Origin of the sequence: Solimonas sp. SE-A11 (assembly GCF_030345715.1) — a bacterium.
Lineage (GTDB): Bacteria > Pseudomonadota > Gammaproteobacteria > Nevskiales > Nevskiaceae > Solimonas_A.
This window is the reverse complement of record NZ_JAUASX010000003.1, coordinates 212843-237145: the sequence shown is the minus strand read 5'-3', so window position 1 is coordinate 237145 and position 24303 is coordinate 212843. Positions and strand designations below refer to the sequence as shown.

Genomic DNA, 24303 nt, shown 5'->3' with positions numbered 1-24303 from the left:
GATTCACTGGTCTTCAATAAGACGCGCGTCTCGCCTCAGGCCGAAGAGGCCTGCATGACCTGGCGGATGGCCTCACAGGTCTTGTCGATCTCGGCGGGTTGGAGCGTCGGGTGTACCAGGAACATCAGGCTCGTCTCGCCCAGTTCCCTGGCCACCGGCAGCCGCTCGGCCGGACGCCAAGAGGTCTGCTCGAAGGCCCGCTCGAGGTAGACCTCCGAGCAGGACCCGGAATAACAGGGCACTCCGAGCGCGTTGATCTCCGACATGATGCGATCTCGGCTCCACCCCTCGGCGAGAAGCCCCGGCTCCACGAAGACATAGCACTTGTAAGCGGCATGTCCGATGCCCTGGGGGATCGCCGGCACCCTGAGCGCGGGAAACTCAGCCGCGGTGCTCCAGATCCGCCCGGCATTCTCCAGGCGACGCGCCGTCCAGTCCGGCATGCGCTTGAGCTGCAGGCGCCCGATCACGGCCTGCATCTCGATCATGCGCCAGTTGGTGCCGAAGGAATCGTGGACCCAACGGAATCCGGGGGGATGCTGGCGGTTGTAGACGGCATCCCAGCTCTTGCCATGGTCCTTGTAGGACCACATCGCGGACCAGAGTGCGGGATCATTGGTCGTGACCATGCCCCCCTCGCCTCCGGTGGTCATGATCTTGTCCTGGCAGAACGACCAGGCCCCGACATGGCCGATACCGCCGACGGGGCGTCCCTTGTAATGAGCACCATGGGCCTGTGCGCAGTCCTCGATCACGAACAGGTCGCGCTCGCGCGCCAGTTCCATGATCGGATCCATGTCACAGGGCCATCCCGCCAGGTGCACGCAGATGATCGCCCGCGTCCGTGGCGAGAGCACCGCCCGGATAGTCTCGGCGGATACGTTCTGGGAGTCGCGGTCCACATCGGCGAAGACCGGGGTGGCCCCTGCGGTCACGATGCTCGATGCAGACGCCAGAAAAGTACGCGAGGTAACGATCACCTCATCGCCTCTGCCCACCCCCAGGACCTTCAGCGCCAAGTCCAGGGCGACCGTGCCGTTGGTCAACGCCACGGCATGGCTCGTGCCGGCCCAGGCGGCAAATTCCTTCTCGAACTCCCGGCCCTCGGTGCCCGTCCAGTAGTTGACGCGGTTAGACGCCAGGACGGCGCGTACGGCATCGGCCTCTTCAGTGGAAAAGGACGGCCAAGGAGAAAACGGCGTGTTGAGCACTGTTCAGACTCGCGGCTGGGGCGATGCCGGAATGGCTCCGGCACGGCCGTTCATGTTGGTTTCTTCAGCGGGCGCGCCGGATTGCCCACGACCGTCATCCCGGCCGGCACATCCCGGGTGACCACGGCTCCCATTCCTACCGTCGCTCCCCTGCCGATCACCAGGGGTTTGCCCGGCTGCCCCTGCCTGAGCATGGCCCCGGCGCCAATGTAGGCATGATCCTCGATGCGGATGTTGCCGTTGCATTTTACGCCCGGGGCAAAGGTGACGAAATCGCCGATCTCGCAGTCGTGCTCAACATAGCTGTAGAGGTTGGCGTGAAAGTGACGGCCGATGCGGATGTTGGACGTGATTGTGACGAAGGGGCTGATGGCCGCGCCCTCGCCGATGACGACGTCGTCCATGACCACGGCATTCTGCGCCGTCACGGTCCAGGGCAACACACCATCCGCGGCCGTCCGCAGGGCCAGCTTCTCGCGTACTCTCGAGTTGGCGATGGCAATCACGACGTGGCGGTCGGACGCCGGCATGCGCAGGAACTGCTCGTACCCTAGCAGGGCCTGCCCGTTGACCGTGCCGGCGGCACCGGAATCGTCGATGAACACCAGCCGGTCCAGGGGAATGTCCCGCGCCAGGACCGACGCCCGCGCCAGCGGCATGATGCCCCGGCCGCAGCCGCTGGCGCCGTAGACGGCGAATAGGGGCTGCGTCTGCGTCACTCCGGCGCCTTGGCGCGAGCGGCCCTGATCATGTCGTCGAAGCGGTGTGCGGTCGTGGTATCGGCCGCGCTGATGCCGTCGCGGATCAGCACCTTCTTGACGGTCATCAGAAGAATCTTGATATCCAGCCACAGCGACTGGTTGTCGACGTACCAGACATCCAGGGCAAACTTCTCTTCCCAGCTGATTGCATTGCGCCCGTTGATCTGCGCCCAACCCGTGACGCCGGGACGCATTTGATGGCGCCGCGCCTGCTCCGGGGTGTAGAACGGCAGGTATTCCATCAGCAGGGGGCGCGGCCCCACCAGGCTCATATCGCCGCGCAGCACATTCCACAGTTCGGGCAACTCGTCCATGCTGGTCGAGCGCAGCAGCATGCCGAAGCGCGTCAGTCGCTGGTCGTCGGGAAGCGGATTGCCGGCAGCATCACGGGCGTCGCGCATGCTGCGGAACTTCACCATGCGAAACGGCCGTCCCTGCAAACCGGGCCGGACCTGCGAAAACAGGATGGGGGATCCCAGGTTGATCCGTACCAGCAGGGCCACGACCAGCAGGATCGGCGCCAGCAGGATCAGGGCCACCAGCGCGGCCAGCACATCAAGGGTTCGCTTCAGCATCTGTTTCCGCTCACTGGATTCCCATTTCACGGAGCATGCCTTCGTTCACGGCATGCACATCGTACTTGGTTTCTGCGATTTCACGGGACCGCCGCCCCATGCGGGCCGCAAGGCCTGGCTCCGCGATGAAACGCTCCATCGCGGCCTCCAGCGCATCGGCGGACTTCACCGGCACCAGGAAGCCGTTCTCACCATCGACCACCGTTTCCCGGCAGCCGGGAGCGTCCGTCGTAACCACGGCGCGACCCATGGCCATGGCCTCCAGCACGGTGCGGGGGGTCCCTTCGCGGTAGAAAGAAGGCAGCACATACACACTCGTGTCCGCGATGGCGGGCCGCACATCCGCGAGGCGCCCGAGGTGCTCGATAATACCGTCACGGACCCAGCCATCCAGTTCGTCCTGCCGGATGGCATTCGGGTTCTGGTCGATCCAGCCCACGAGGCGAAACTTCGCGCCGGGATGACGCTGCCGCAAACGGCGAGCTGCATCGGCGTAGATGCGCACGCCCTTGTCTCCTAGCAGGCGTGCGATCAGCAGGAAGGCATGCCCCGCCGGCAGCGGGGCCACAGCATATTCCGCAACGTCGACGCCGGATCCGTTGACCACGACGGTTCGGGCCTTGGCCCTGATGATATTCAGATTGCGGAACAGGGCCTCGTCATCCGGATTCTGGAAGAACACGGTGTGCGCGCCGCGCAGCGCCACGACGTAGAGGTATTCGACGACCCGGCGCAGCAACCCACGGCCCTGCTGCTCCTGGAACGCATGCCCCAGCCCAGTGATCATGGCGAAGCGGCGCGGCACCCGCATGATCCAGGCGGCCAGCGTCCCGTAAATCACCGGCTTGATGGTGTAGCCCAGGACCACCTCGGGTCGAAGGCGGCCGATCAGGACGATCAACGACAGTAAGGTCCGCAGATCCGCAAAGGGGTTCAGGCCAGAGCGCCCTAGCGGGATATCATGCAGGATCACGCCCATCGCCCGCAGCTCGGAGCCCACGGTGCTGGCAAGGAGCTCCGGAGCGGCAACGTGAACCTCATAGCCCCGCTTAGCGGCCGACTCGATGAGTCGCCCGCGGAATTTGACGATTGAATCCGCAAAACCCGCAATCAGTAGGAAACGCTTCATTGGTCTAGTTTTCTGCACATCGCGGGCCGCGGCACTGCGGTCCGAACAGCCGTCGGGCAAGGCTGGCCCCGCCATGGGGCCGCCCGGCAGGCGGCTAGGCGGCCGGCGGCGTCAGCCGGCTCTTCACGGGCTTGGCCGGCACGCCAACCGCCAGGGAATACTCCGGAACGTCCTTGGTTACGACCGCACCCGCCGCCACCACCGAGCCCCGGCCGATTGTCACGCCCGGCAGCACCATGACATTGGCGCCGATCCAGACATCGTCGCCGATGCTGATGGGCTTGTCGTACAGCCCCTGCTCCCGCATGGGAATATCGGTCCGCTCCATGCGGTGCCCGTTGGTCAGTAGGCGGGTACCGGGGCCGATCATTACGTTGCTCCCGATCGTCAGGCCGCCACGGCAATTCAGTTGCACATCGCGCCCCAGCGAAACCCGCCTGCCGCAGCGAAGCAGTCCGGGGGCCCGGATGTAGACGCCCTCTTCCATGTCCAAGGGACCGTCGGAATCCAGCAGGCGCCCGTAGACGAATCCGCGCAGGAAACGGCCCGTACGTCCAGGCACCCAGGCCAGGGAGGCCTCGAACCACATCCAGATTTCCTCGCGGAGCAGCGTCGCGATACGACCCTCGCGGCCAAACGCGCGCAGCCGAAAGCGTGCTCGATCTTCCATGGGGCCTCGTGATGATCACCGGAGAGCCGCGCAGAGCACGGCATCAGTAGAATCGTGGATTATCCCCCGGAGCCAAGGGCAGCGGCAACCGAATCCCCCTCATTTGCGACAGTAGCGAGTGTGATCCATCGCACATTGCGCCATCCCATGCAGGATTTCCCGCAGCTTCGAGGCTGCGGCGGCGGGGCATGTCACGTACAATTCATCCTCTCGAACAGCCCGCCCCGAAACCACCCGCCCCCTCGTCAGACATCTCCACGGAGCGCCGGACGGTCCGACGAACATAGCCTGCAAGGCTTCGTCCCAGCCCGGCGTCGGCCGCGAGTCCACCCTGGCGGGTACCACCGCATGTCTCCTCCCACGCAACTTGCCTCGCGGTCCTTTCGTGGCATCCTGCTGCTGACCGGCAGTACCGCCGGGCAGGCGGTCGTCAGCATCCTGTTCCTGGCCGTCCTGGCTCGCCTGCTCGACCCGACCGCCTTCGGCATGATCACCGCAGCCCAGGTCATCACCCTGCTCGGTGACAGCTTCTGCCGCCTGGGCCTGGGACCGGCGCTGGTACAGCGCCAGAACGTCGAGTCCCGCCATATTGTGACGGCCTGGCAGACCACGATGCTGCTGGGCGTGGCGACGGCAACCGCGATGATCGTGGGACGCTACCAGCTGGAGGCGCTGTTCCGGATCGACGGGCTGGCCGACCTGCTGTTGCCGCTGGCGCTGGTCTTCCCCCTGCGCGCCAGCTGCGTGGTCGCCGAGGCGCTGGCGCAGAAGCACTTCCGCTTCGGCGTGATCGGCGGCTCGCAAGCCGCCTCCTATTTCCTGGGCTACGGTGGCTGCGGCATCGCCGCGGCCTACATGGGCGCCGGGGTATGGTCACTGGTGGTGGCGCAGCTGGCGCAACCCGCCATCCGCACCCTGATCCTGAGCATGCAGGTGCCTCATGCCAAGCGCGGCAGCCTGGACATCAAGTCCCTGCGTGAACTCCTGCCGCTGGGGCTGGATGTCACCGCGGTGGAACTCCTCAGCTATATCGCCAACCAGGGTGACAAGTTCGTCGGCGGCCGTTGGCTCGGCGCCGCCGCCCTGGGCGCCTACGGCCGCGCCTATCAGCTGACCGCCGCCCCGGCACTGGGCTTCGCCCTGATCGTCGACAAGATCCTGTTCCCGGTGCTGGCCGCCGTCCAGGATCAGCCGGAGCGGCTGCGCCAGGCCTACGGGTCGGTACAGACGGCACTCGGCATCATCACCCTGCCGGCCAGTGTGCTGCTGTGCCTGCTGGCGCCCGAGATCATCCAGATCGTCCTGGGCAAGGGCTGGGAAAGCGCCATCGTTCCCCTGCAATGGCTGGCAGCCGGCACCTTCCTGCGCACCGGCTACAAGCTATCGGGCACCCTGGCCCGCGCGCTCGGGCAAACGCGCGCCGTGGTGCGGTACCAGGCCGTCTATGCGATCGCCGTGCCGTCCCTGAGCTTCGCCCTTCTGCCCTGGGGCGTGAACGGCCTGGCCTTCGGCGTCATGCTGGCACTGGTCCTGGAATATCTGCTGCTCACCCGCCTGTCGGCAAGGCTGACCCAGACCACGCTGCTGGGCGCACTGGCTTCGGCCCTGCCTGGCGTCGGCCTCGCCGCCCTGATCGGGCTGCCGGCCTGGATCACTGCCGATGCACTGCGCGCACTGTCGCTGCAAGCCCTGCCCATCGTCCTGCTGTCACCCCTCCCGGGAATACTCCTGGCAGGCCTCGTGGCCCTTTTGATGCGGCGGCGCCTGCAATCATCGCGCTTCTACCAGACCATGCGCAGCGGGCTGAGCCGCAAGCGCAAGAAAACCTGAACCAACTTGCTACCCACGTCGATCATCCGATCATGACCAAAAAACTGATCACCGCCATCACGCGCGTCCGCACCGTCAACATCGGCAATGAAGCACTGTCTGCCGAACTGATGCGCCTGCTTGAGCAAAAGGCAGCGGAGCGGGGACAGACTGCCGTCGCGCTGGAACGCGCGCCGCGCCATCTCGCCCAGTTCGTCTCGAGCGCGCTCAACGATGGACCCAAGGCTGCCGCGAAGACCATCCAGCGCTGGGTAACCCGCCTGTGCCGCGTCACGCCGCAGATCGCGCCACCGCCAGACAATCGCATCGAGCTGTACTTCGAACGCGGCCAGAGCAAGCGCCTGCTGAAGTTCAAGGCGCGCCTGCAACTGCGCCGCTGGGCCGCGCGAGTGGGCCTGTACCAGCCCGAGTTCGCGCAGCGCCTCGGCATCTTCGCTCGTTCGTCCCATGTCGTCCTCAATCCGGCGGGGGAACTTAATCCGGAAAGCATCGATCCGCCGTTGCGCATGCTTACCGAACTGTTGGCTGCCAGGCAGCAGGGCAGCCGGGTCGGCGTCGTCAACTTCAGCTACGAAATCACCCAGCCGCACATCGCGCCGATCTTCGCCCAGCTGTTCGAGCAGTGCGACTTCATCTGCGTGCGCGATTCACTGTCCCTGGAAGTGCTGGTGTCCTCGGGCGTTTCCCGGGAGCGCCTGCATCTGGTGCCGGACCTGGTCTTCCTGACCGAACCGGCCTCGAAGGACGAGGGCGCGGCACTGGCCCAAACCCTCGGCATCGACCGCGATACCGTAGCCATCGTGGTCAATGGAAAGACCGGCCTGAGCAAGGTCGAGGACTGGACGATCCTGATCGACCGTATCCGCAAGGTGGGCAAGAAGGTCGTGCTGCTGTCGAACGAACTGTCCTCGGACATCGGGTTCCTGGAGGAACTGGCCCGCCGGTCCGGCGCCACGCTGATCCAGCGCCAGTTCTCGTACCGCGAGTATGCCTCCCTGCTGTCCCATCTGTGCCTGGTGGTGAGCAACCGCCTGCATACCTGCGTCCTGGCAATGACAGCCGGCACCCCAGTCGTCGCCATCGAACCCATCCTGCGCAAGGTTCGGGGTGTGCTCGCGGACATGAACTACTCACTGCCCGTGCCCTCCGTGCGCGAAGCCGGATGGGTCGACAACGCCTGGGAGTCGATCCAGGTCGCCCTGGGAGAGCGCGAGCGGTTAGCAAAGGAAATTGCAGGCCTGGTCACCGAGACGCGTCGGAAGATCCTGGCGGGCTACGATCGAGTGCTGGGCTAGGCTCATTGCGGAAATAGCCGGGGCGCGCCTGCCCTGGCAGATAAAGGGATATATGGTCCGATGACATATCGCAGCCTCGTGCAAGCTTCACTGATGTCCGCCCTGCTGATCACGGGCTGCGATGGCGGCTCAGGCAATGGCGGTCCGCCACCCGAAGTAGCCGATCGATGCATCGTTCCTTCGACACAGGCAGGCCTGCCCACGTCGGCAGACGTGATCGTCTACGGCGCCACGCCTTCGGGCATCACGGCCGCCTCGGAAGCGGCCAAGCTGGGCAAGTCCGTGATCCTGCTAGAGCCCAGCGCCTATGTCGGCGGTAAGTTCGGCAACGGCATCGGCGTCGGCGAAGTAAAGAATCTCGCGTCGCTCGAAACGATCGGCGGAATGTCCCGCGAGTTCTACGAGCAGGTCCGTAGCTTCTACGGTCCGCGTCGCGTACAGGATGGCCTGCACTTCGAACCCAAGGTCGCCGAGAGGATCATGCGTGGTATGGCCTGCGCCCACCCTGGGGTCACCGTCATCACCGGCTCACCTTTGTCCACGGTCGGCAAGAGCGGCACCACCTTGCAGGTGCTGACCACCCCGGACGGCAAGAACTACACCGGCAAGCAGTTCATCGATGCCAGCTACGAAGGCGATCTGCTCGCAGCCGCGGGCGTCGGCTTCGCGATCGGGCGCGAGTCCAGCAGCCAATACAACGAGCCCTCCGCCGGCGTGCGCTTGTTCGGCGCCAGCCACAACGTCAATTTCGACCCGTACGTTGTTCCTGGCGACCCCTCCAGCGGCACGATTCCGCTGGTGGATGCCGAAGGCCCGGGGCCCTACGGCTCGGGGGACGACCGGCTGCAGGCCTTCACCTACCGCGTCTGTGTGACCCGCCAGGCCAACAACCGCGTCCCCTTCGAAGCACCGCCGGGCTACGACCCGGGACAGTTCGAGGCACTGGCCCGCATGGCGGAGGCCAAGATCGCCTCCGGCGAAGGCCTGCGCCTGGATCGCCTGTTGACGCTGCAGGGGCTGCCGAACGACAAATTCGACATCAACAACGTGCGCGATCTGTCGGTCGATCTGGTCGGCGCTAGTCACCAGTATCCGCTGGCCACGCCCGAACAACGCCGCGAGATCGCTGCCGCGCATGAGCGCTATGTCCGGTCACTGCTTTATTTCCTGACCAAGAGCCCTCGCTTGCCGGTCGATCTGCGCAAGGCGGCCAACAAGCTCGGCTACTGCAAGGACGAGTACATCGACAACGGCAATTTTCCCCGCCAGCTCTATGTGCGCGAGGCGCGCCGCATGCTCGGCAGCTTCGTGCTGACGGAAAATCACTTGACCGCACGCGAGGCCGAGAAGCCGATCGGCGTGGGCTCCTACTGGATCGACTCCCACACCGTCCGCCTGTTCGCGCGCCGCGGCACCGTGCAGGCAGAGGGCCATCTGTTCACCGATATCCCGCCCTACCAGATTCCCTACGCCGTGCTGACACCCAAGGCCAGCGAAGCCACGAACCTGCTGGTCAGCGTCTGCGTGTCTTCCAGTCGGGTGGCGTTCCAGTCCCTGCGCCTGGAGCCGACCTACATGATCATGGGACAGGCCGCCGGCGCCGCCGCTGCGATGGCGATCAACCAGAATGCCGCGGTGCAAGACGTGGACTACCCGACCCTCGCTGCGCAGCTGCGCAGCGACAAGCAGGTCCTGGATCTCGCCAAGTAGCGTGGTGATACAAGGATGATGGCCATATGGACCCGCCTTCCGGTGGGCTTTCGTAGGGCGGCGATAGGCATCGATCTCTCGTCCGTCGGGCGGTAAGTCTGCAAGCACTCACCCCTGCGCTTGCAGGGATCGACGCTCCTTCCCGATGCCTAAATCACAAGCAATGACCTGACGCCCTAATCAGGTTGCGTGTCTCTCACGCTAATGAAATGTTGCAACCGGCATGCTCTTTCAGTACGCGCTTCCATGTCGACGAGCAGGCTTACCTGGGATTTGCAGGCTTACGCTGCAACCCAGCGCTCTCGTCGCCTTTTTCTGTTGCTTCTTGATCACGGCCACCGCACGCCCACCGAATGCCGGAACGAAACGGTTATTCATGGGCGTCTGCCGCTCGAATGGGTCGCCACATGATTCGAACGCCTGCGTGTGAGCCAGTCACGCGCAGGAATCTCGATATGTTTGTAGGCCCAGATGGACACTATGATGGAGAGCGCCACTGCACCGAGCATCAAGGTGGTCGACACCCACGGATTTTCAGCCCTGAATCCAACGACCTGCAGCGCATTGAAATACACGGTCTGCACAATCGCGTGGACCATGTACAGGCTGTACGAAGCATCCCCCAGAAGGACCAGCCAGGGCGGAGCGCTCAACTGGGCTCCTACGCAAACAATGGCCGCAAGCAGCAGGACCGTCGGAAAGTCGGACGGCGAGAACTGCGCGGACAGAAGAACGGCAACGATCAGTGGAATCAGCAGCCTGCCCGGGACTTTCCAGTTTAAGTGGCGCAGGACAATACCCAGGAAGAATTCCGGCAGGATGCGCGGAACTCCGAACAGCTGAAACTTGGTCAGTTCATACCCGCTGATGCGCAGGGCGATCACCCAGCATGCCATCAGCAGGAGCAACGCCAGGGCCAAGCCGAAGAGCCCCCTGAAACGTGTGGCAGCTAGGAACAAGGCGGGAAACAGCAGATAGGCGGCAAACTCCGCGCTGATCGACCATGAAGGGATGTTCCAGGCATGCGTTTCCAGGATGCCCCAGGAATGGATCAGCAGGAGATGAGCAGGAAGGGCGCTGAAATCGTATTTTTCCGGTGACCAGTTCTTCATTCCCAGCAACTGGAACAAGCCCCAAAGGCATACCAGTGCAAGAACGGTCACGACATGCATCGGGTAGACGCGGGCCAGACGTTTGCGCAGGTAGTCCCACCAGTCGAATGCGCCACATCGGATAGACTCACCATAGACGTGAGCCATGATGTAGCCAGACAGTATGAAAAAGAAATCCACTGCCAGATAGCCCTTGTGGAGCACATACCCGTAGGGCTCTACGGAGAAGGATAGCTGGTTAAGGAAGTGATACAGCACCACCCACAGTGCCGCAAAGAAGCGCAACGCCGTCAGTCCGGTAAGGTTGGCAGGCTTGTGGAGATCAGTTTTCGGCATCTTGATTTTGCGCACTGTCATTACCAGTCATGCTTGACGGGTTCAGCATTGGCCGCAGTGAGAGGCTGGCGCACTGCCGAGGACGATCACGATCATGTCAAACGACCCCATTCAGCGATCGCTCGGCAGGGTCAACGTGCATGTCGGCCTCGACGAGCATCTGGTTGATGCGCATCACCACCAGAACCGCGAGTTCCTGGCGACTGCAGTACGGCAGGACACGAACCAGGTGAAGGATCACCATCGGCAACAGCTTGGCCGGCAACTCTGGCCAACGTCGAGCCAAACGCTTGAGCAAGCTGGCACGCAAGCCATCGATGTTGACCATGGCATTGAGCAGGGCCACCTGGCCCGCGCCACCCAGTGAAAGCTCCCGCAAGCACCAGTGTCCCCAGAGATCCTGGAAGAGCTTGGCTGCATCAAGATAGAACGAGGAAAGATCCACCTCGTCGAAATCGATCAGGAAAAAACCGCGCTCCTTGTTGTACAGGATGTTTTCCAGGGTGAAATCGCCATGGCAGGATGACGCTGGAATGCCCGACCAGTCAAACCCTTCGAGGGCATCCATGATCCGGTCGATCGCCGGAACCAGATCAGCCAGCAGGTTGGAAGCCCGGCAACGCTGGCGTACCTGGTCGATCTTGGCCTTGAACTGGGCCACGGGGATGGTGCCCTGAGCTCCGCTTGCAAGCCGCTCCAGGTTCTGCTCGATGAAGTCCAGCAGGGCAGGACGATCGATCGGCACCGCGTCGATCTGCGTCTGGGCGATGCTGATCGACGGCAGGTACTCCATGTCGAAATGGAAGCAGTCATCCCGCTCGCTGCGCGCCAGCACCCTGGGACAAGGGATGCCCGCCAGGAAGGCAGCCTCCTGCTTGGCTGCCTGCGCCCGCAACCGATCACTGCGCGCTGCATCGGCCGCCTCCTTACGCACGACTTGCTGCCCATCATGAATCTCGATGGATAGCTTGGCGCCGGAGTGGCCCTTGAGGGCGGTATGTGCGACCACGCGTCAGTCTTCCAGGTTCGGACTTAGCCAATCAGGCCGGAGAGCTTGTTGCTGTTGCGCTCAAGATTGATCGCCACCGCCGACGGATGCGGGTTGCTGGGCGCGTAGTCGTTCACCAGGAATCGGCGCCCGTGTAGGCAGCCCATCAGCAGCCCGTGGGGATTCAGGCCCAGGTCGCGCAGCGACTTTTCGGTCTTGGCGCGGTACTTCTCAGGGCGTGCCGTCATGAAGATCAACTGGGCGCCGCGTGCCTGCAGCTTGCGCAGCGTCTCGACGTTCTCGGTGATCGGCTTGTCGTCTTCTTCCCACAGGGGGCGGAAGTACTTGCTGTGATTGACGAACACCACGCCGTCCAGGTCCAGGACATAGGTCGAATAGTCCTGGGTGTAGCGGCGCCAGTCGTCGAGCGTGCCGACATCTTGGAAGCCCACGCTCATCGCGGGGCGGAAGACCTCACCGGCATTGATGGCCGCCGAGATGACGTGGGAGATGAAGAACTCCCCGCCATTGAAGCGCTGCCTGAGATCGTCGTAGACCCGCGTGAACACCGACGTATCGGAGAAACCATAAAGGCCGACGCAGATCAGGTTGGAGACGACGCTCTTCTCGACGATGTCGCTGACCAGCCCCTGCTCATTGAGCACGGCGAAGCTCTTGGCCCCCACGGAAGTCACTTGCGGATTCTTCCGCAGGTCGAGCACGGCACTGTAGGAACCCTCGAGCGGCGCCTCCAGGCTGAAGAAGCTATCGGAGTCCTTCAGCGCGACTGGCCCCGTGACACCGGCCTTTTCGATCATCAGGCGCACGGTTTCGGCGGGACCGCTGGTCATCTGGTCGAGCAACACCACCTCGGCATCGGCGAGGCAGGTACGGCTGAGGATGTCGCGGACTCCGTACAGCTCCTCGAACTCGGTCAGCGTGCCGATCACGACGCGCTCGATCGACTCGCGCGGAAGCGACTGCGCCGCACGCTCGATCATCAGCTGTCCATCGGGAACCGTCAGCATCCACTTGGGACGGGTACCGGGATAACGGGTCGAGCGGCCCGCGCAGGGGATCAGGAGTGTGCTTTTCTTCATGGCGAGTTGTTGCGGATCAGCGGGTCAGGGCCGGAGACGTTGGCGAAGTTCGAATGGCTGCAGTCGGTGAGTCGTGAGTCAGGGCGTTTCGTGCGGGGCGCTCAGGCAGCCGCGCCTTGCAGGCGCCGTGTCCAGGCACGCTGGGCCGGGCCACGCGCGAGCTTGGCCAGCAGGACACCGATCGGCCCCAGGAGCAGCAAGGCACGCAGAGCGAAGATGGCCTTGTCCCGGCGGATTTCGTCCGGATAGGCCGCCTGTCCAAGGCGAAGGCCTCTCAGGGCCAGCTTGCGCTTGTTCTCGGACAGTTGCTTCAGGCCGCGAAGGGCAATGTCTTCCCGTACGAATCCCCGCACCATCTGGTCACGGGTCAGGCCGGCCTTGTCAAGGATTGCCTTTTCGAGCGCAAAGGTCGAAACGTACTCGTCTACCAGATGCTTGAGCGCACCGCTCTGGGCCTGCTGGGCTTCCTGGTTGGCCGCATGCAAGCGATAGCTGAAATAAGGCGCATCCACGAAAATGGCCTGGCTTGCCTGCCCCAGCAAGGCCCACGCAAAGCGCTTGTCCGGGTTGATGATGCCGCCCTGGCTGTAGCCTTCTACGGCGTCGTGCAGTTCGCGCGAGTAAAGCGTCGCACAGAAAATGAAGGGACAGCGCAGTCTCGGCAGGCAGTTCCGAAGCAGGCGATCCGCGGAAATGATCCAGACGTCCGCCCCCAATCGCTCGGAGAGCGCCTCATCACGCCGGGCCCCGGCCCAGAGGGAACGGTCGAAACCCCGGTAGCCCGTCTGCTGCCCTTCCCCGTCGATCTCGTGCACTGCGGTCGAAACCACCGTGCGTGCTGCCTGATCACCCAGCCCTTCGATCAGGGAACTCATGGCGGCCAGGCATCCGGCCCGCATCAGGTCATCCGACGACAGCATGTTCATCCAGCCTTCGCCGGACATGGCTGCCGCTTTGCCGAGATTCCCGAAGAAGCCGACGTTGCAGCGATTGATGTTCATCGCCACGCGCGAATCGCGCTCCTGGTACTCACGAACCATGGCGACCGAGCCATCCGTGCTGGCATTGTCGGAGATCAGCACCTGGAGATCGCCGTGAGACTGCGTCAGAACGCTGTCCAGCGTCAGGCGGAGGTAGCGTTCGTAGTTGTAGTTTGGAATGCAGATGTTGAAGTGGGTCACCTTGTGGCCTCCTCAGCCTTTCCCGCTGCCCGCCGCAGAACGCCAGCGTACTGTCCCACCACATGCGCGGTCGAGTAATGCCTCTCAATGAAGCCGCGCAGTTGGTCCATGGGCAGTATCGGGGCCTTGACGGCTGCCTCGATCGCATCGGCCAACGCGCTCGCCGAATTCGGTGCACACAGCCAGCCGGTCTCTCCCGGAACAACCAGTTCCCGCGTACCCCCGGGGCAGGCAGTGGCAATTACGGGCGTGCCCAGCGACAAGGCCTCCAGCACGACATTGGGAAAGCCCTCGTAGCGCGAAGAGCTGACGAGGAAGTCCGCACCTGCCACCGACCGATCAACCTCGCGGACAAAGCCATTCAGGCGCACATGCTGCTCGAGGTTCAGGCGGCGAATCTGCGTCTCCAGGATCGAGCGGTCTGGGCCTTCGCCAAAGATCCCCAGATGAACCTGGGGCAGTCGCGTGCGCAGCAGGGCAATGGACTCGATCAGCAGATCGAACCCCTTCTGGGGCATCAGGCGCCCTACCGCCACCAGCGAGGGAGCGCCTGGCTGTCGCTGCTGTTTGAGCTTCTCGATCCGCTCGACCTGGGGCAGCTCGATGGGATTGCCGATGATCGTCATGCGCGAAGCTGGCACGCCGTATCGACGAAAATCATCGTAGAGATCCTGGCTCTGGCACACCAGGTGACGTCCAGCATGAAGGCTCGCGATTCCGGCGAGCCAGGACAGCCCATGCTTGGCGGGTGATTTGCGCAGCAGCTCCATGCTGTTGCGCGTCAGGTGATTGGCCGGCCGCGTCACCACCGGCACCTTGATCTTGCCCAGCATCGAAGCCGCTGCCGCCGTCATCAGGCTACGCAAGGTGCACAGCACGACGTCGGGCTTCGTCGCGCGCACGTACTCCGCGAATGCACCGACCGGGTAGGCCTTGGAAGCCCCGCGTGGTGAGTTGCCCGAGGGCAGGACCACTCTCGGCACATCCGCCGGCAACAGGTCCCAGTAGTCCCCACCCGGCTCCTGCACCAGCACCTCTGTCCCGATACCGAAAGCCGGAAGGTGCGCGGCCAGCTCCGCGAAGACCCGGTCGGGGCCTCCGCGGTCCAGCTGCGGGATGAACAGGAGCGCCTTCATGCGTTTGCCGGAAGGCGTCACTTCTTCTTGTTGCCGTAGTTGTACGAGTAGTAGTACCCGTACTTGCCGTACTTGCCGTAATAGCCGCCGTAGTAGCCGTAGCTGCCACTGCGATGACCGACCTGATTGATGACCAGGCCGCGTACCGGCACACCGACCTGGATCAGGCGCTTGACCGTCTCCTGGATTTCACGGCGGGTGTGCTGGCCGGCCTTGATGACCAGCAGCGTCGCACCCGCGATGCGGCCAATGATGCTGGCGTCGGTCACGGCAAGGATAGGACCGGTATCGATGATCACCAGGTCCGCCGCGTTCTCGGCCTCCGCGATCAGTTGCGCGAAACGTGGCGACATCAGCAGCTCCGACGGATTCGGCGGAACATCGCCCGTACTGATGACACTCAAACCTGGCACGCCGGCATCCTGCACCACCTCCTCAAGGCTGGCACCGAGAACATAGTTGGTCACGCCCTTGTTGCGCATCAGACCGTAGTACTCGTGGATCGTGCCGCGACGCAAGTCGGCGTCGATCAGGATCACCTTCATCGGCATCTGCGCCAGCACCGCAGCGAGGTTGGACGTGACGAAGGACTTTCCGATGCCTGGCGAGGGACCGGTGAACAGGACACTCTTGTGCTTCGCCTCGAACAGGCTGAAATGCAAGGTAGTGCGCAGGCTACGCACTGATTCGGATGCAGGGTCACGGGGCTCGGCCGTGACCAGCAGCTTGGAGCCGACGGCATCCACGCCACGCTTGCGGGAAACCTCCAGGCGGTCCTGCTCGCGTGAATAGGGAATGGTGGCATACACAGGCACGCCCGCGACCTGCTCGATCACATTGGGATCGTGCTCTGCATGATCCATCAAGCGACGAAGGAGAAGGATCAGCAGTCCGAGCGCAAGGCCACCTACCAGGCCTCCCGACAACATCACCATCGGCTTCGGGCTGAACGGGCCACCAGGCACCGCAGCCTCGTCGATCACACGCACATTGCCCAGGGTGCCGGCCTCGGCGACTTCCAGCTGCTGCATGTTGTTCAGCATCGTGGTGTAGAGGCTGGTGTTGACCTCCATCTCGCGGCGCAGGCGCAGCAGCTCCTGCTGGGTCTCGGGCAGCTTCGCAATGTTCTTCTGGACACGCCCGGACTGCTCAGCTAGCTGGCCCAACTGCAAATCCAGCGCCTTGATGGAAGGGTGAGCCGCGGTCACCGAGAGCAACAACTCCTCGCGACGCTGCTTGGCCTCATTGCGGGCGCGCTCGACGTCTGCAGACTGAGTCAGCACCATCTCGGTCTCGCGATCGAGATCCGCCGAGGAGTTGCGCAGGCGATAGGCGTTCAGCTCACCCTCGGAGGCTTCCATTTTCTGGCGCACGCCCGGAAGCTGCGACTTGAGGAAAGCCAGTGTCTGGGCAGCCTCCGCAGAACGGCGTTCTACGTTTTGCCGCAAGTAGGCATTTGCAACGGCATTGGCCAATTGAGCGGAGCGCTCCCGACTCGGCGACTTTGCACCGATCCGTATTACGCCGCTACCACGAACTGCCTCTTCCACCTCCAGCATGCTGCGCAGCCCGCGAACCGCAGTGGACGGCTTCTGACGGACCACACTGAACTGGGAACCTCGTGGCGCGTCCAGTTGGGTCACTACAATCTGCGCACTGTCGGAATCACCAGCCAGCTTCACAGACAGAGGCGCTCCTACCTTGGCGCCAGAGGCCAGGAGTGTGTCGTCCAGAAACAGATTGAAGGTGCCAGGCTCCATCGCCTGGACCGTGAACAATCGACCTTCGTAAGCGGGCGGGACGTGCAGGCTGGCTACTTTTACCTTGGTGGAATGCCAGACATAGCGACGCAGCCCCGGAACGCGCACGGCGAACTGGCCGATTATCCCGTTGCGACGCGCTACGGCTTCGCCAATCACCGGGAAATAGCGCGGGGTTACGGCGATATCCAGGCTCAGATCGCGGATCACACGTGCCAGCACCACCTGCGAGCGGATGATCTCAATTTCAGCCAGGGTCTGCGTGGAGTTGAAGAAGCCGTTGCCGGCTTCACCATACGCCAGCTCCAGCGAGTTGGACTTCGCTTCGAACAGCACCACCGACTCGGTCGAGTACATGGGCCGAGCAACATAGAGGGCAGCAGCAGCAGCCAACAACCCAATGACGACAAACAGCAACAGCATCGGCCAGTTGCCGAACACCATGCTGATCAGCTCGCGAGGCCCCAGAGTTCCCTCTGCTGAGGCTCCAGCATTCTCCGTTCGCGCCAAGCTTTCCTGCATTTCCACGGGTCTGTTCATCCTTCAGCCTTGTAAATAACCGGAGCGGTGGGATTGGCGCATGGCCAGCCCCCCCAGCAACAACATCAGCATCGCCACCATCGCAGCGGAGAAGCGCAAGCCGTTATGCGTGACGCCGTAAAGTAAAGGGGTCATCGCGCAAACCTTGAACGCCAAGCCTGGGCCTGCGAACACCACCAGCAGCCAGGCGCTGCCGTAGAGAAGTAACCCGATGACACCATAGCTAAACAGAACGGTGCCAAAGGTGGAATGCATCTCAGCGCCGATCGATGACAACAATCCATCGAAGCGTCGGACCTCGCCTTCTCCGGCCCCCAGCACCGCGTACTCGGGGTGGTTCACCAGGCGATCGTAGCCGCGGCCCTCGACGGTGCTGATCTGCTGGACCCTTAGTCTTTCGTTTCGAGTTTCCAGGCGGTCAATAACCTGCATGGATCCGATCACCAGAACCATGGTGCCTGCGATCGCCAATCCCATAAACATGCGAGAGGAGCCCCCTCGTCCGGAAAACAAGCTGGCCAACAGCACCAGACCGCAGCCCACGAGTCCGGCGCGCGACAGGCTGGCCAGACAAGCGAAGGCGGCCGCGGCGATGGCAATGCGATTCCACATGGCCGACCCCACCGACAGGCGCTCCATGACAAAGAAAACCACGCATGCGGAGAGGCTGAAGAACGCCAGCTGGTTGGGATTGTTGAACAGTCCCTCCTCTCGCGCCGCGTCGGCTTGACCACGGAACAGAATGACCAACACCGTCAGCAGCAAGGCAACTGCGAATCCTGTCCGGGTCGCTTGGCAGAACCGCTCCCAATTTCCAGGCGCCACCGAAACGACAAAGTAGACCAGCATGAGGTTGTAGATCTGGAACACGCTGAACATCATCGGCTTGATGCTGGAAAGCAGCACCGTCCAGACCGAATTGACCACCCAGCCGTAAAGCACGAACACTCCGAACAGCATGCCGAACAAATGTCCCGTGTTGCGCATCAGCGAATACCGAGAGGAGTTCGGGTCCGTCAAGGCTACCGTCTGCACGCGCCCCTCGAGGGCCAAGGCCCCCAGGGCGGCGAGAAAAATCAGATGAGATGGCTGCATGCCGCCACTCTTGAAGACATACAGCGGTAACAGTGCAAGGTGCAGGCCCCACAGGATAAGCGACGCGTTCATGTTCTCGTGCGTCCTGAATGTGAGCCGTACGACTCGCCGCTTGAAGAATCAGCTGTCATTGGGGAACGATTTAAGAGGCAAATAGGCTTGGATGTCACAGAACCGCAGTGACTGCCGGAGGGTGCCCGCGGCCCCGGCACGATGCCTGACGCTAGCCCAAAACAGCGGCAACGGAAGGGTCTCCTAGCCGATCATTTTAACTTTATCGGCCTCGGAGCGACCAGCGTGTCAAGCTGTCGTCGACGAAGGAATGAAGTCCTGGTTCGATGCCGGCCTGAAGCCCGCGGCTGCGGCACGCCCCGGGAGCCGGCGGGGGGGAGCCAGGGATTCACCACGATCAGCCGTTTCGACGATGGTCTCGCCCACCTCGACCATTGGGAGGGTCACGACAGGGGTCTTGACGCTGACAGCGGCACCGTAGCCGGACACCAGCTCGCGCAGAAGCTCAATAACTATCTCGGGGCGCTCCTGCTCGATGGCCTGGCGCATCTGCCCGATCTTGGGGGTCAACTCCTCCATACGCAGGCAGGGCTCCTGAGCGCGCTGGATACGGGGGTGCGGGGTGGGCTGTGCGCTGGCATCAATGAGCAGCTCTTCATAGAGCTTCTCACCCGGGCGCAATCCACTGTAGACGATCTCGATATCGCCCTCGCCATTGGCCTCCCTGGGATGGAAGCCGGACAGATGAATCATCTTGCGCGCAAGGTCGGAAATCCGGACCGGCTCGCCCATGTCCAGGACGAAGATGTCTCCCCGGCTACCCATGGCGCCCGCCTGGATGACCAGCTGGGCCGCCTCGGGAATGGTCATGAAATAGCGGGTCACGTCAGGATGGGTGACGGTTACCGGCCCCCCTCGCTTGATCTGCTCGCGGAACAGCGGCACCACCGACCCGGAAGAAGCCAGGACGTTGCCGAACCGGACCATCGACAGGTTCATGCCCGCACCGGCGTTGGAACGAGCCGTGGCCTGGACAATCAGCTCCTGCATGCGCTTGGTGGCCCCCATGACGCTGGTGGGGCGGACCGCCTTGTCCGAGGAGACCAGCACGAAGTTCTCGACCCGTGACCGGACCGCAACATCCACCACGATCTGGGCACCCATGATGTTGTTGAGCGCGCCGGCCAGCACATTCTGCTCGACCAGCGGAACATGCTTGTAGGCGGCGGCGTGATATACCGTCTGAACGGTGTGGCGCAGCATTGCACGCTCGACGCAGGCCTTGTCGAGCACGTTTCCGAGCACGGCGATGATTTCCGTGCTGCACCCCAGGCCGGAGGCCATGCCCTGCAGTTCACGTTCGATCTGGTAGAGGGCCAGTTCGGATACTTCGAATAGCACCAGGCGGCTGGCTCCCCGCATCAGGACCTGCCGGCACAGCTCGGAGCCGATGGAGCCGCCGGCACCGGTGATCAGGACGCTCTTGTCCTTGATGAAGGCCTCCATCAGGCGCGTATCCGGGCACACCGGCTCTCGCCCTAGCAGGTCTTCAACCTGCACATCGCGCAACTCTCCAACCTGCTTGCGGCCACAGGCGAGTTCATCCAGGCCAGGCATCACCATGACCTTGAGGGCCAGCGGCTCGAGGCTGCGAACGATCGCGGCGCGGCGAGACGCCGAGGCGGAGGGCATAGCCAGCAGCACGCGCGTGAACTTCAGGCGATCACGCAAGCCGGCCAGATTGTCCGGGGCGTAGACTCGCAGACCACCGGCCAGGCGTCCGGTGAGATCCCTGCGGTCGTCTGCGAAAGCAACTGGCCAGTATTCGCCGGAGGCCATCAGGGCGCTGGCCAGCTGGCTGCCGGCGCGGCCAGCACCATAGATCAGCACTCGCTCCGACTTGACGCCATGAGTGACCGGGCGCAGCAATGAGCTGGCGACGAAACGAAGCCAGGACAGGGACATGAAAACCACGATCCCCTGTAGCACCAGCATGTTCCAATAGGAATTCAAAGAAGAGGCAAGCAACAGGATGCAGCCGAGCGAAGCCATGCCCAGCAGGGTTCCCGCCAGCACGCGGAAGACTTGGTTACCGCTCCAGAAGCGGATCATGGCGTCGTAGACGCCGACCACGTGGAGCGCTGGGAGGACAAAGAGGGGAGCAGGCAGGATAAAGCTGAGGAAGACTTCCTGCGGGGGAATGGGTTGGCGCAGGAATAGCGCGCACAGGACATAGCTGGAAGCCAGCACCATCAGCACATCGGCCGAAAGTGCAATCAGTCGCTTGTGAGGCGAGGATAGCCCGATCAGCGTCGTTGCAAGACGCGCCCCAACTTCTCTGCTCAGCGGCATTGGATTGCCCTTTTCATATCGAGCGTATTGTCCTTCCGAACCAGCAGCCTGACTGCGCGCAAGGTCACATAGCACCCGACATTATTGAAAATACAGCACCCTCAAACGGGAATTATCTACTGCAGAGCCTCAAATCATCGATCAAGGATGGCGCAAGCCACCCTTCACAGGTGAATCTTAGCTCAAATTCCTGATGATTGCTGCACCGCAGCAGCATTTTCACGATCGTAGCCTACGCCAATTACCGGGGCCCTGCTCCCACCTCAATCGGGGGTCACGGCATTTCGTCCAATTCCTTGTCCTGGGGCGGCAGCAGGTCTTCGCGGGAAACACCCAGGGCCACGGCCAGGTTGGTCGAAATGTAGATCGAGGAGTAGGTAGCAACGATCACGCCAACCAGCAGGGCCGACGAGAAGCTGTGTACCGTGGCACCGCCCAGGGCCAGCAGGGCGATCAGCACCAGCGAAGTCGAAACGTGGGTGATGATCGAGCGAAGCAGCGTCTGGTTAACAGAAAGATTAACGACATCAAGGACTTCCATGCGGCGCTCGTCACGCAGGTTTTCGCGTACGCGGTCGAAGATGACGATGGTTTCGTTGTTTGAGTAGCCCATCAGCGCCAGGATGGCGGCCAGTGTGGTGATGTCGAACTCGATGTCGAACAGGGCCAGAAAACCCAGCACCATGATGACGTCGTGGATCACGGCGGCGACGGCGCCGACCGAGAATTTCCACTCGAAGCGGAACATGATGTAGACGGCGATGCCGATGAAGGCCACCAGCAGGGCCAGGCCGCCGTCGTTGAACAGTTCCTCGCCCACCTGCGGGCCGACGAACTCGATGCGCCGCAGTTCGATGCCCTTCTCTTGCGCGTGCAAGGCTTCCAGCACCCGGCTGCTGACCTCGGCGGTGCTGGCGTCCCTGGCCGGGGGCAGGCGGATCAGCAGGGAGGAGTTGCTGCCGAAGTGCTGCACCATGGCATTGTGGTAGCCGGCCTCCCCCAGTTCGGAGCGGACCTCTTCCAGCTCGACCTGCTGCGGGTAGCTGACTTCCACCAGCACGCCGCCGGTGAAGTCGATACCGAAATTGAGTCCGTGGAAGGCGATCAGGGCGATCGCCACCAGGGTGAGCACGCCCGACGCCCATAGCCCGGTCTTGCGCTGGGCCATGAAGTTGATGTTGGGAACATTGGCGAAGATTTTCATGACTGTAACCTTTCAGTGCCCGATCACCAGACCGGCACGTCCTTGAGGGGACGCTTGGCGAAGAACAGCTGGGCCAGTGCACGCGACCCGACGATGGCGGTGAACTGCGAACAGACGATGCCGATGGCCAGAGTGATGGCAAAGCCCTTGATGGGGCCCGCGCCCAGGGCGAACAGCGTCATGGTGGCGATCAACACCGTGATGTTGGCATCCGCAATGGTCAGGAAGGCTCGGTCGTAACCCGCCTCGATCGCCGCATGGGGTTTCATGCCATTGCGGAGTTCTTCTCGAATTCTCTCGTAGATCAGAACGTTGGCGTCGATGGCGATACCGAGGTGCAGCACGATGCCGGCGATGCCGGGCATGGTCAGCGTGGCCTGCAGCAGCGACAGGATGGCGGCTACCAGGACGGTGTTGAGCAGCACGGCCGCCACGGCAAACAAGCCGAATACCCGGTAATAGACAACCATGAAGAGCCCCACAAGCGCCATGCCCAGCACGGCGGCGGCGATGCCGCGGCGGATGTTGTCGGCCCCCAGGCTGGGACCGACGGTGCGCTCTTCCACGATCTCGACCGGGGCCGCCAGGGCGCCGGCCTTCAGCAGCAGGGCCAGGTCGTGGGCCTCCTTGCTGGACAGGCCGGTGGTCTGGAAGCGCTTGCCGAACACGCCGCGGATGCTGGCGATGGAGATGATCTCCTCGACGTCGCGGTGCTCGCGCATCGCCACGCCCTGGGCGTTGTAGTTGGTGACGACCTCGCGCTCCTTGAACAGCACCGCCATCGGCTTGCCGACGTTCTTCTCGGTGAAGGCGTACATGCGCTTGGCGGCGGGGCCGTCCAGCACGACGCTGACGGCGGGGCCGCCCTGCTCGTCCACCGTGGCGGAGGCATCGACCAGGTTGTCACCACCAGCGATGATCTCGCGCTTGAGCAGCACGGGGCGGCGATCCTCGCGGGTGTAGAACAGCTCGGTGCCGGCCGGAGTGATGCCGCTGGCCGCCGCGGAGTAGGCGTCGGACTCATCCACCGCACGGTATTCCAGCGTGGCGGTGGCGCCCAGCAGTTCCTTGACGCGGGTGGTGTCCTGCACGCCCGGCAACTGGACCACGATGCGGTTGACGCCCTGGCGCTGCACCAGCGGCTCGGCCACGCCGAGCTGGTTGACGCGGCTGCGCAGGGTGGTCAGGTTTTGCTGCACCGCGAAGTCGACGATGCGCTTGGCTTCCTGCTGCGACAGCGAGATCTGCAGCTGGTTGGGATTGTTGGCCGGCACCGCCAGGCTGTATTCGGGGAAGTTGCGCGCGACCAGCTTGCGCGCCTCTTCCAGCGTCGCGGCGTCGGCGAACTCCAGCACCGCGGCGCCGTTGGCCTCACGGCGGCCGGTGTAGCGCACGTTTTCCTTGCGCAGGAAGGCCGGCACGTCCGTGATGATGCGCTGGACGGCCTTCTTGTTGACCTCGTCGATGTCCACTTCCAGCAGGAAGTGCACGCCGCCGCGCAGGTCCAGGCCCAGGTTCATCGGCTTGGCGCCGATGGCGCGCAGCCAGGCCGGCGTCTTGGAGGCCGAGTTCAGGGCGACGATGTAGCCCCGGCCCAGTTCGCGCTTGAGCTGCTCGGAGGCCTGCAGCTGGGCGTCGGTATTCGCCAGGCGGACGACCCAGTGGCTGTCCTCCACCCCGCTGGAGATCGGCACCAGCTTCTGGGACTCCAGGGCCCGGGCGACGATGTCGGCGAAGTCCGCCGGCAGCGGGTCGCCGGATTCCATCGTGATCTGCACCGAGGGGTCGTCGCCGTAGATATTGGGCGCCGAGTACAGCACGCCGAATACCAGTGCCAGGACCAGGACGACGTACTTCCAGCTTGCGTAGGGCTTCATGAGGCGGATCTCGCCAGGGATATGGGGCCCCTGCTTGAATGCAGGGGACGGCCTGCGGGGCATCCGCCCCGCAGGCCTTCAGCCCCTCCAGAAATCAGAGGGGAATCAATGGATTACAGGTTCTTCAGGGTGCCCTTGGGCAGCACGCTGGTGATGGCCTGCTTCTGGATCTTGACGTTGACGCCGTCGGCGATCTCCACCGTGAGGTAGGCCTCGCCGATGCCGGTGACGCGCCCGGCGAGACCGCCGCTGGCCACCACCTCGTCACCCTTGGCGACCTTGTCCAGCATCTGGCGGTGTTCCTTGGTGCGCTTCATCTGCGGACGGATCAGCAGGAAGTAGAACACCACGACCAGGATCATCAGCGGCGCGAACTGCATCACCAGGCTGGGCTGGGGCTGGGCGGCGGCCTGGGCGTACGCCGGCGAA

The 24303-nt window shown here is 63.3% G+C and carries 19 protein-coding genes; 3 read left to right on the top strand and 16 right to left on the bottom strand.

Translation table 11 applies throughout. The features are described from left to right. Nucleotides 1-35: 35 nt before the first annotated feature. The 5 genes from QT386_RS06015 to QT386_RS05995 all read right to left on the bottom strand — a co-directional run bounded on the left by QT386_RS06015 (nucleotide 36) and on the right by QT386_RS05995 (nucleotide 4346). Nucleotides 36-1211, bottom strand: a complete 1176-nt coding sequence (locus QT386_RS06015; protein ID WP_289272840.1) for a DegT/DnrJ/EryC1/StrS aminotransferase family protein — start codon at nucleotides 1209-1211, stop codon at nucleotides 36-38. A gap of 50 nt (nucleotides 1212-1261) precedes the next feature. Beyond that, the gene (locus QT386_RS06010; protein ID WP_289272839.1) at nucleotides 1262-1930 is read right to left on the bottom strand and encodes an acetyltransferase; all 669 of its coding nucleotides are present in this window, start codon (nucleotides 1928-1930) and stop codon (nucleotides 1262-1264) included. After that, nucleotides 1927-2547, bottom strand: coding sequence for a sugar transferase (locus tag QT386_RS06005; protein ID WP_367401399.1), 621 nt, complete (start codon nucleotides 2545-2547; stop codon nucleotides 1927-1929). Before QT386_RS06005 ends, QT386_RS06010 begins: the two co-directional genes overlap by 4 nt. Nucleotides 2548-2557: 10 nt before the next feature. Then, on the bottom strand, nucleotides 2558-3676 hold the full coding sequence (locus tag QT386_RS06000) for a glycosyltransferase family 4 protein (protein ID WP_289272837.1): 1119 nt from the start codon (nucleotides 3674-3676) through the stop codon (nucleotides 2558-2560). Nucleotides 3677-3770: 94 nt separating this feature from the next. Next, nucleotides 3771-4346 (bottom strand): acyltransferase, encoded by a 576-nt coding sequence (locus tag QT386_RS05995; protein WP_289272836.1) that lies wholly within the window; start codon nucleotides 4344-4346, stop codon nucleotides 3771-3773. Nucleotides 4347-4694: 348 nt separating this feature from the next. Here QT386_RS05995 and QT386_RS05990 point away from each other — a divergent pair, with 348 nt between their 5' ends. The 3 genes from QT386_RS05990 (at nucleotide 4695) to QT386_RS05980 (ending at nucleotide 9181) form a co-directional block, all read left to right on the top strand. Continuing rightward, the gene (locus QT386_RS05990; RefSeq protein WP_289272835.1) at nucleotides 4695-6176 is read left to right on the top strand and encodes a lipopolysaccharide biosynthesis protein; all 1482 of its coding nucleotides are present in this window, start codon (nucleotides 4695-4697) and stop codon (nucleotides 6174-6176) included. 32 nt (nucleotides 6177-6208) lie between these two features. Beyond that, nucleotides 6209-7471 carry a polysaccharide pyruvyl transferase family protein gene (locus QT386_RS05985; protein ID WP_289272834.1) on the top strand — a complete coding sequence of 421 codons (1263 nt, stop codon included), beginning with the start codon at nucleotides 6209-6211 and terminating at the stop codon, nucleotides 7469-7471. 93 nt (nucleotides 7472-7564) lie between these two features. Continuing rightward, nucleotides 7565-9181, top strand: a complete 1617-nt coding sequence (locus tag QT386_RS05980) for an FAD-dependent oxidoreductase (protein ID WP_289272833.1) — start codon at nucleotides 7565-7567, stop codon at nucleotides 9179-9181. A 374-nt stretch (nucleotides 9182-9555) separates the two neighbouring features. Here QT386_RS05980 and QT386_RS05975 read toward each other — a convergent pair whose 3' ends face one another. The 11 genes from QT386_RS05975 to yajC form a co-directional block, all read right to left on the bottom strand. Then, nucleotides 9556-10650 (bottom strand): acyltransferase, encoded by a 1095-nt coding sequence (locus tag QT386_RS05975; RefSeq protein ID WP_289272832.1) that lies wholly within the window; start codon nucleotides 10648-10650, stop codon nucleotides 9556-9558. Nucleotides 10651-10726: 76 nt separating this feature from the next. Then, complete coding sequence (locus QT386_RS05970) at nucleotides 10727-11638, bottom strand: phosphotransferase (RefSeq protein ID WP_289272831.1); 912 nt, start codon at nucleotides 11636-11638, stop codon at nucleotides 10727-10729. A 23-nt stretch (nucleotides 11639-11661) separates the two neighbouring features. Beyond that, nucleotides 11662-12717 carry a hypothetical protein gene (locus tag QT386_RS05965; protein ID WP_289272830.1) on the bottom strand — a complete coding sequence of 352 codons (1056 nt, stop codon included), beginning with the start codon at nucleotides 12715-12717 and terminating at the stop codon, nucleotides 11662-11664. A gap of 101 nt (nucleotides 12718-12818) precedes the next feature. Continuing rightward, the gene (locus QT386_RS05960) at nucleotides 12819-13898 is read right to left on the bottom strand and encodes a glycosyltransferase family 2 protein (RefSeq protein WP_289272829.1); all 1080 of its coding nucleotides are present in this window, start codon (nucleotides 13896-13898) and stop codon (nucleotides 12819-12821) included. After that, nucleotides 13895-15034, bottom strand: a complete 1140-nt coding sequence (locus tag QT386_RS05955; protein ID WP_289272828.1) for a glycosyltransferase — start codon at nucleotides 15032-15034, stop codon at nucleotides 13895-13897. Before QT386_RS05955 ends, QT386_RS05960 begins: the two co-directional genes overlap by 4 nt. A gap of 17 nt (nucleotides 15035-15051) precedes the next feature. Continuing rightward, complete coding sequence (locus QT386_RS05950; protein ID WP_289272912.1) at nucleotides 15052-17316, bottom strand: polysaccharide biosynthesis tyrosine autokinase; 2265 nt, start codon at nucleotides 17314-17316, stop codon at nucleotides 15052-15054. 21 nt (nucleotides 17317-17337) lie between these two features. Next, complete coding sequence (locus QT386_RS05945; RefSeq protein WP_289272827.1) at nucleotides 17338-18501, bottom strand: hypothetical protein; 1164 nt, start codon at nucleotides 18499-18501, stop codon at nucleotides 17338-17340. A 228-nt stretch (nucleotides 18502-18729) separates the two neighbouring features. Beyond that, nucleotides 18730-20793, bottom strand: coding sequence for a nucleoside-diphosphate sugar epimerase/dehydratase (locus tag QT386_RS05940; protein ID WP_289272826.1), 2064 nt, complete (start codon nucleotides 20791-20793; stop codon nucleotides 18730-18732). Nucleotides 20794-21067: 274 nt separating this feature from the next. After that, complete coding sequence (gene secF / locus QT386_RS05935; protein ID WP_289272825.1) at nucleotides 21068-21997, bottom strand: protein translocase subunit SecF; 930 nt, start codon at nucleotides 21995-21997, stop codon at nucleotides 21068-21070. 23 nt (nucleotides 21998-22020) lie between these two features. After that, nucleotides 22021-23874, bottom strand: a complete 1854-nt coding sequence (gene secD, locus QT386_RS05930; protein ID WP_289272824.1) for a protein translocase subunit SecD — start codon at nucleotides 23872-23874, stop codon at nucleotides 22021-22023. A 113-nt stretch (nucleotides 23875-23987) separates the two neighbouring features. Next, nucleotides 23988-24254, bottom strand: coding sequence for a preprotein translocase subunit YajC (gene yajC, locus QT386_RS05925; RefSeq protein ID WP_367401398.1), 267 nt, complete (start codon nucleotides 24252-24254; stop codon nucleotides 23988-23990). Between the last annotated feature and the right edge of the window lie 49 nt (nucleotides 24255-24303).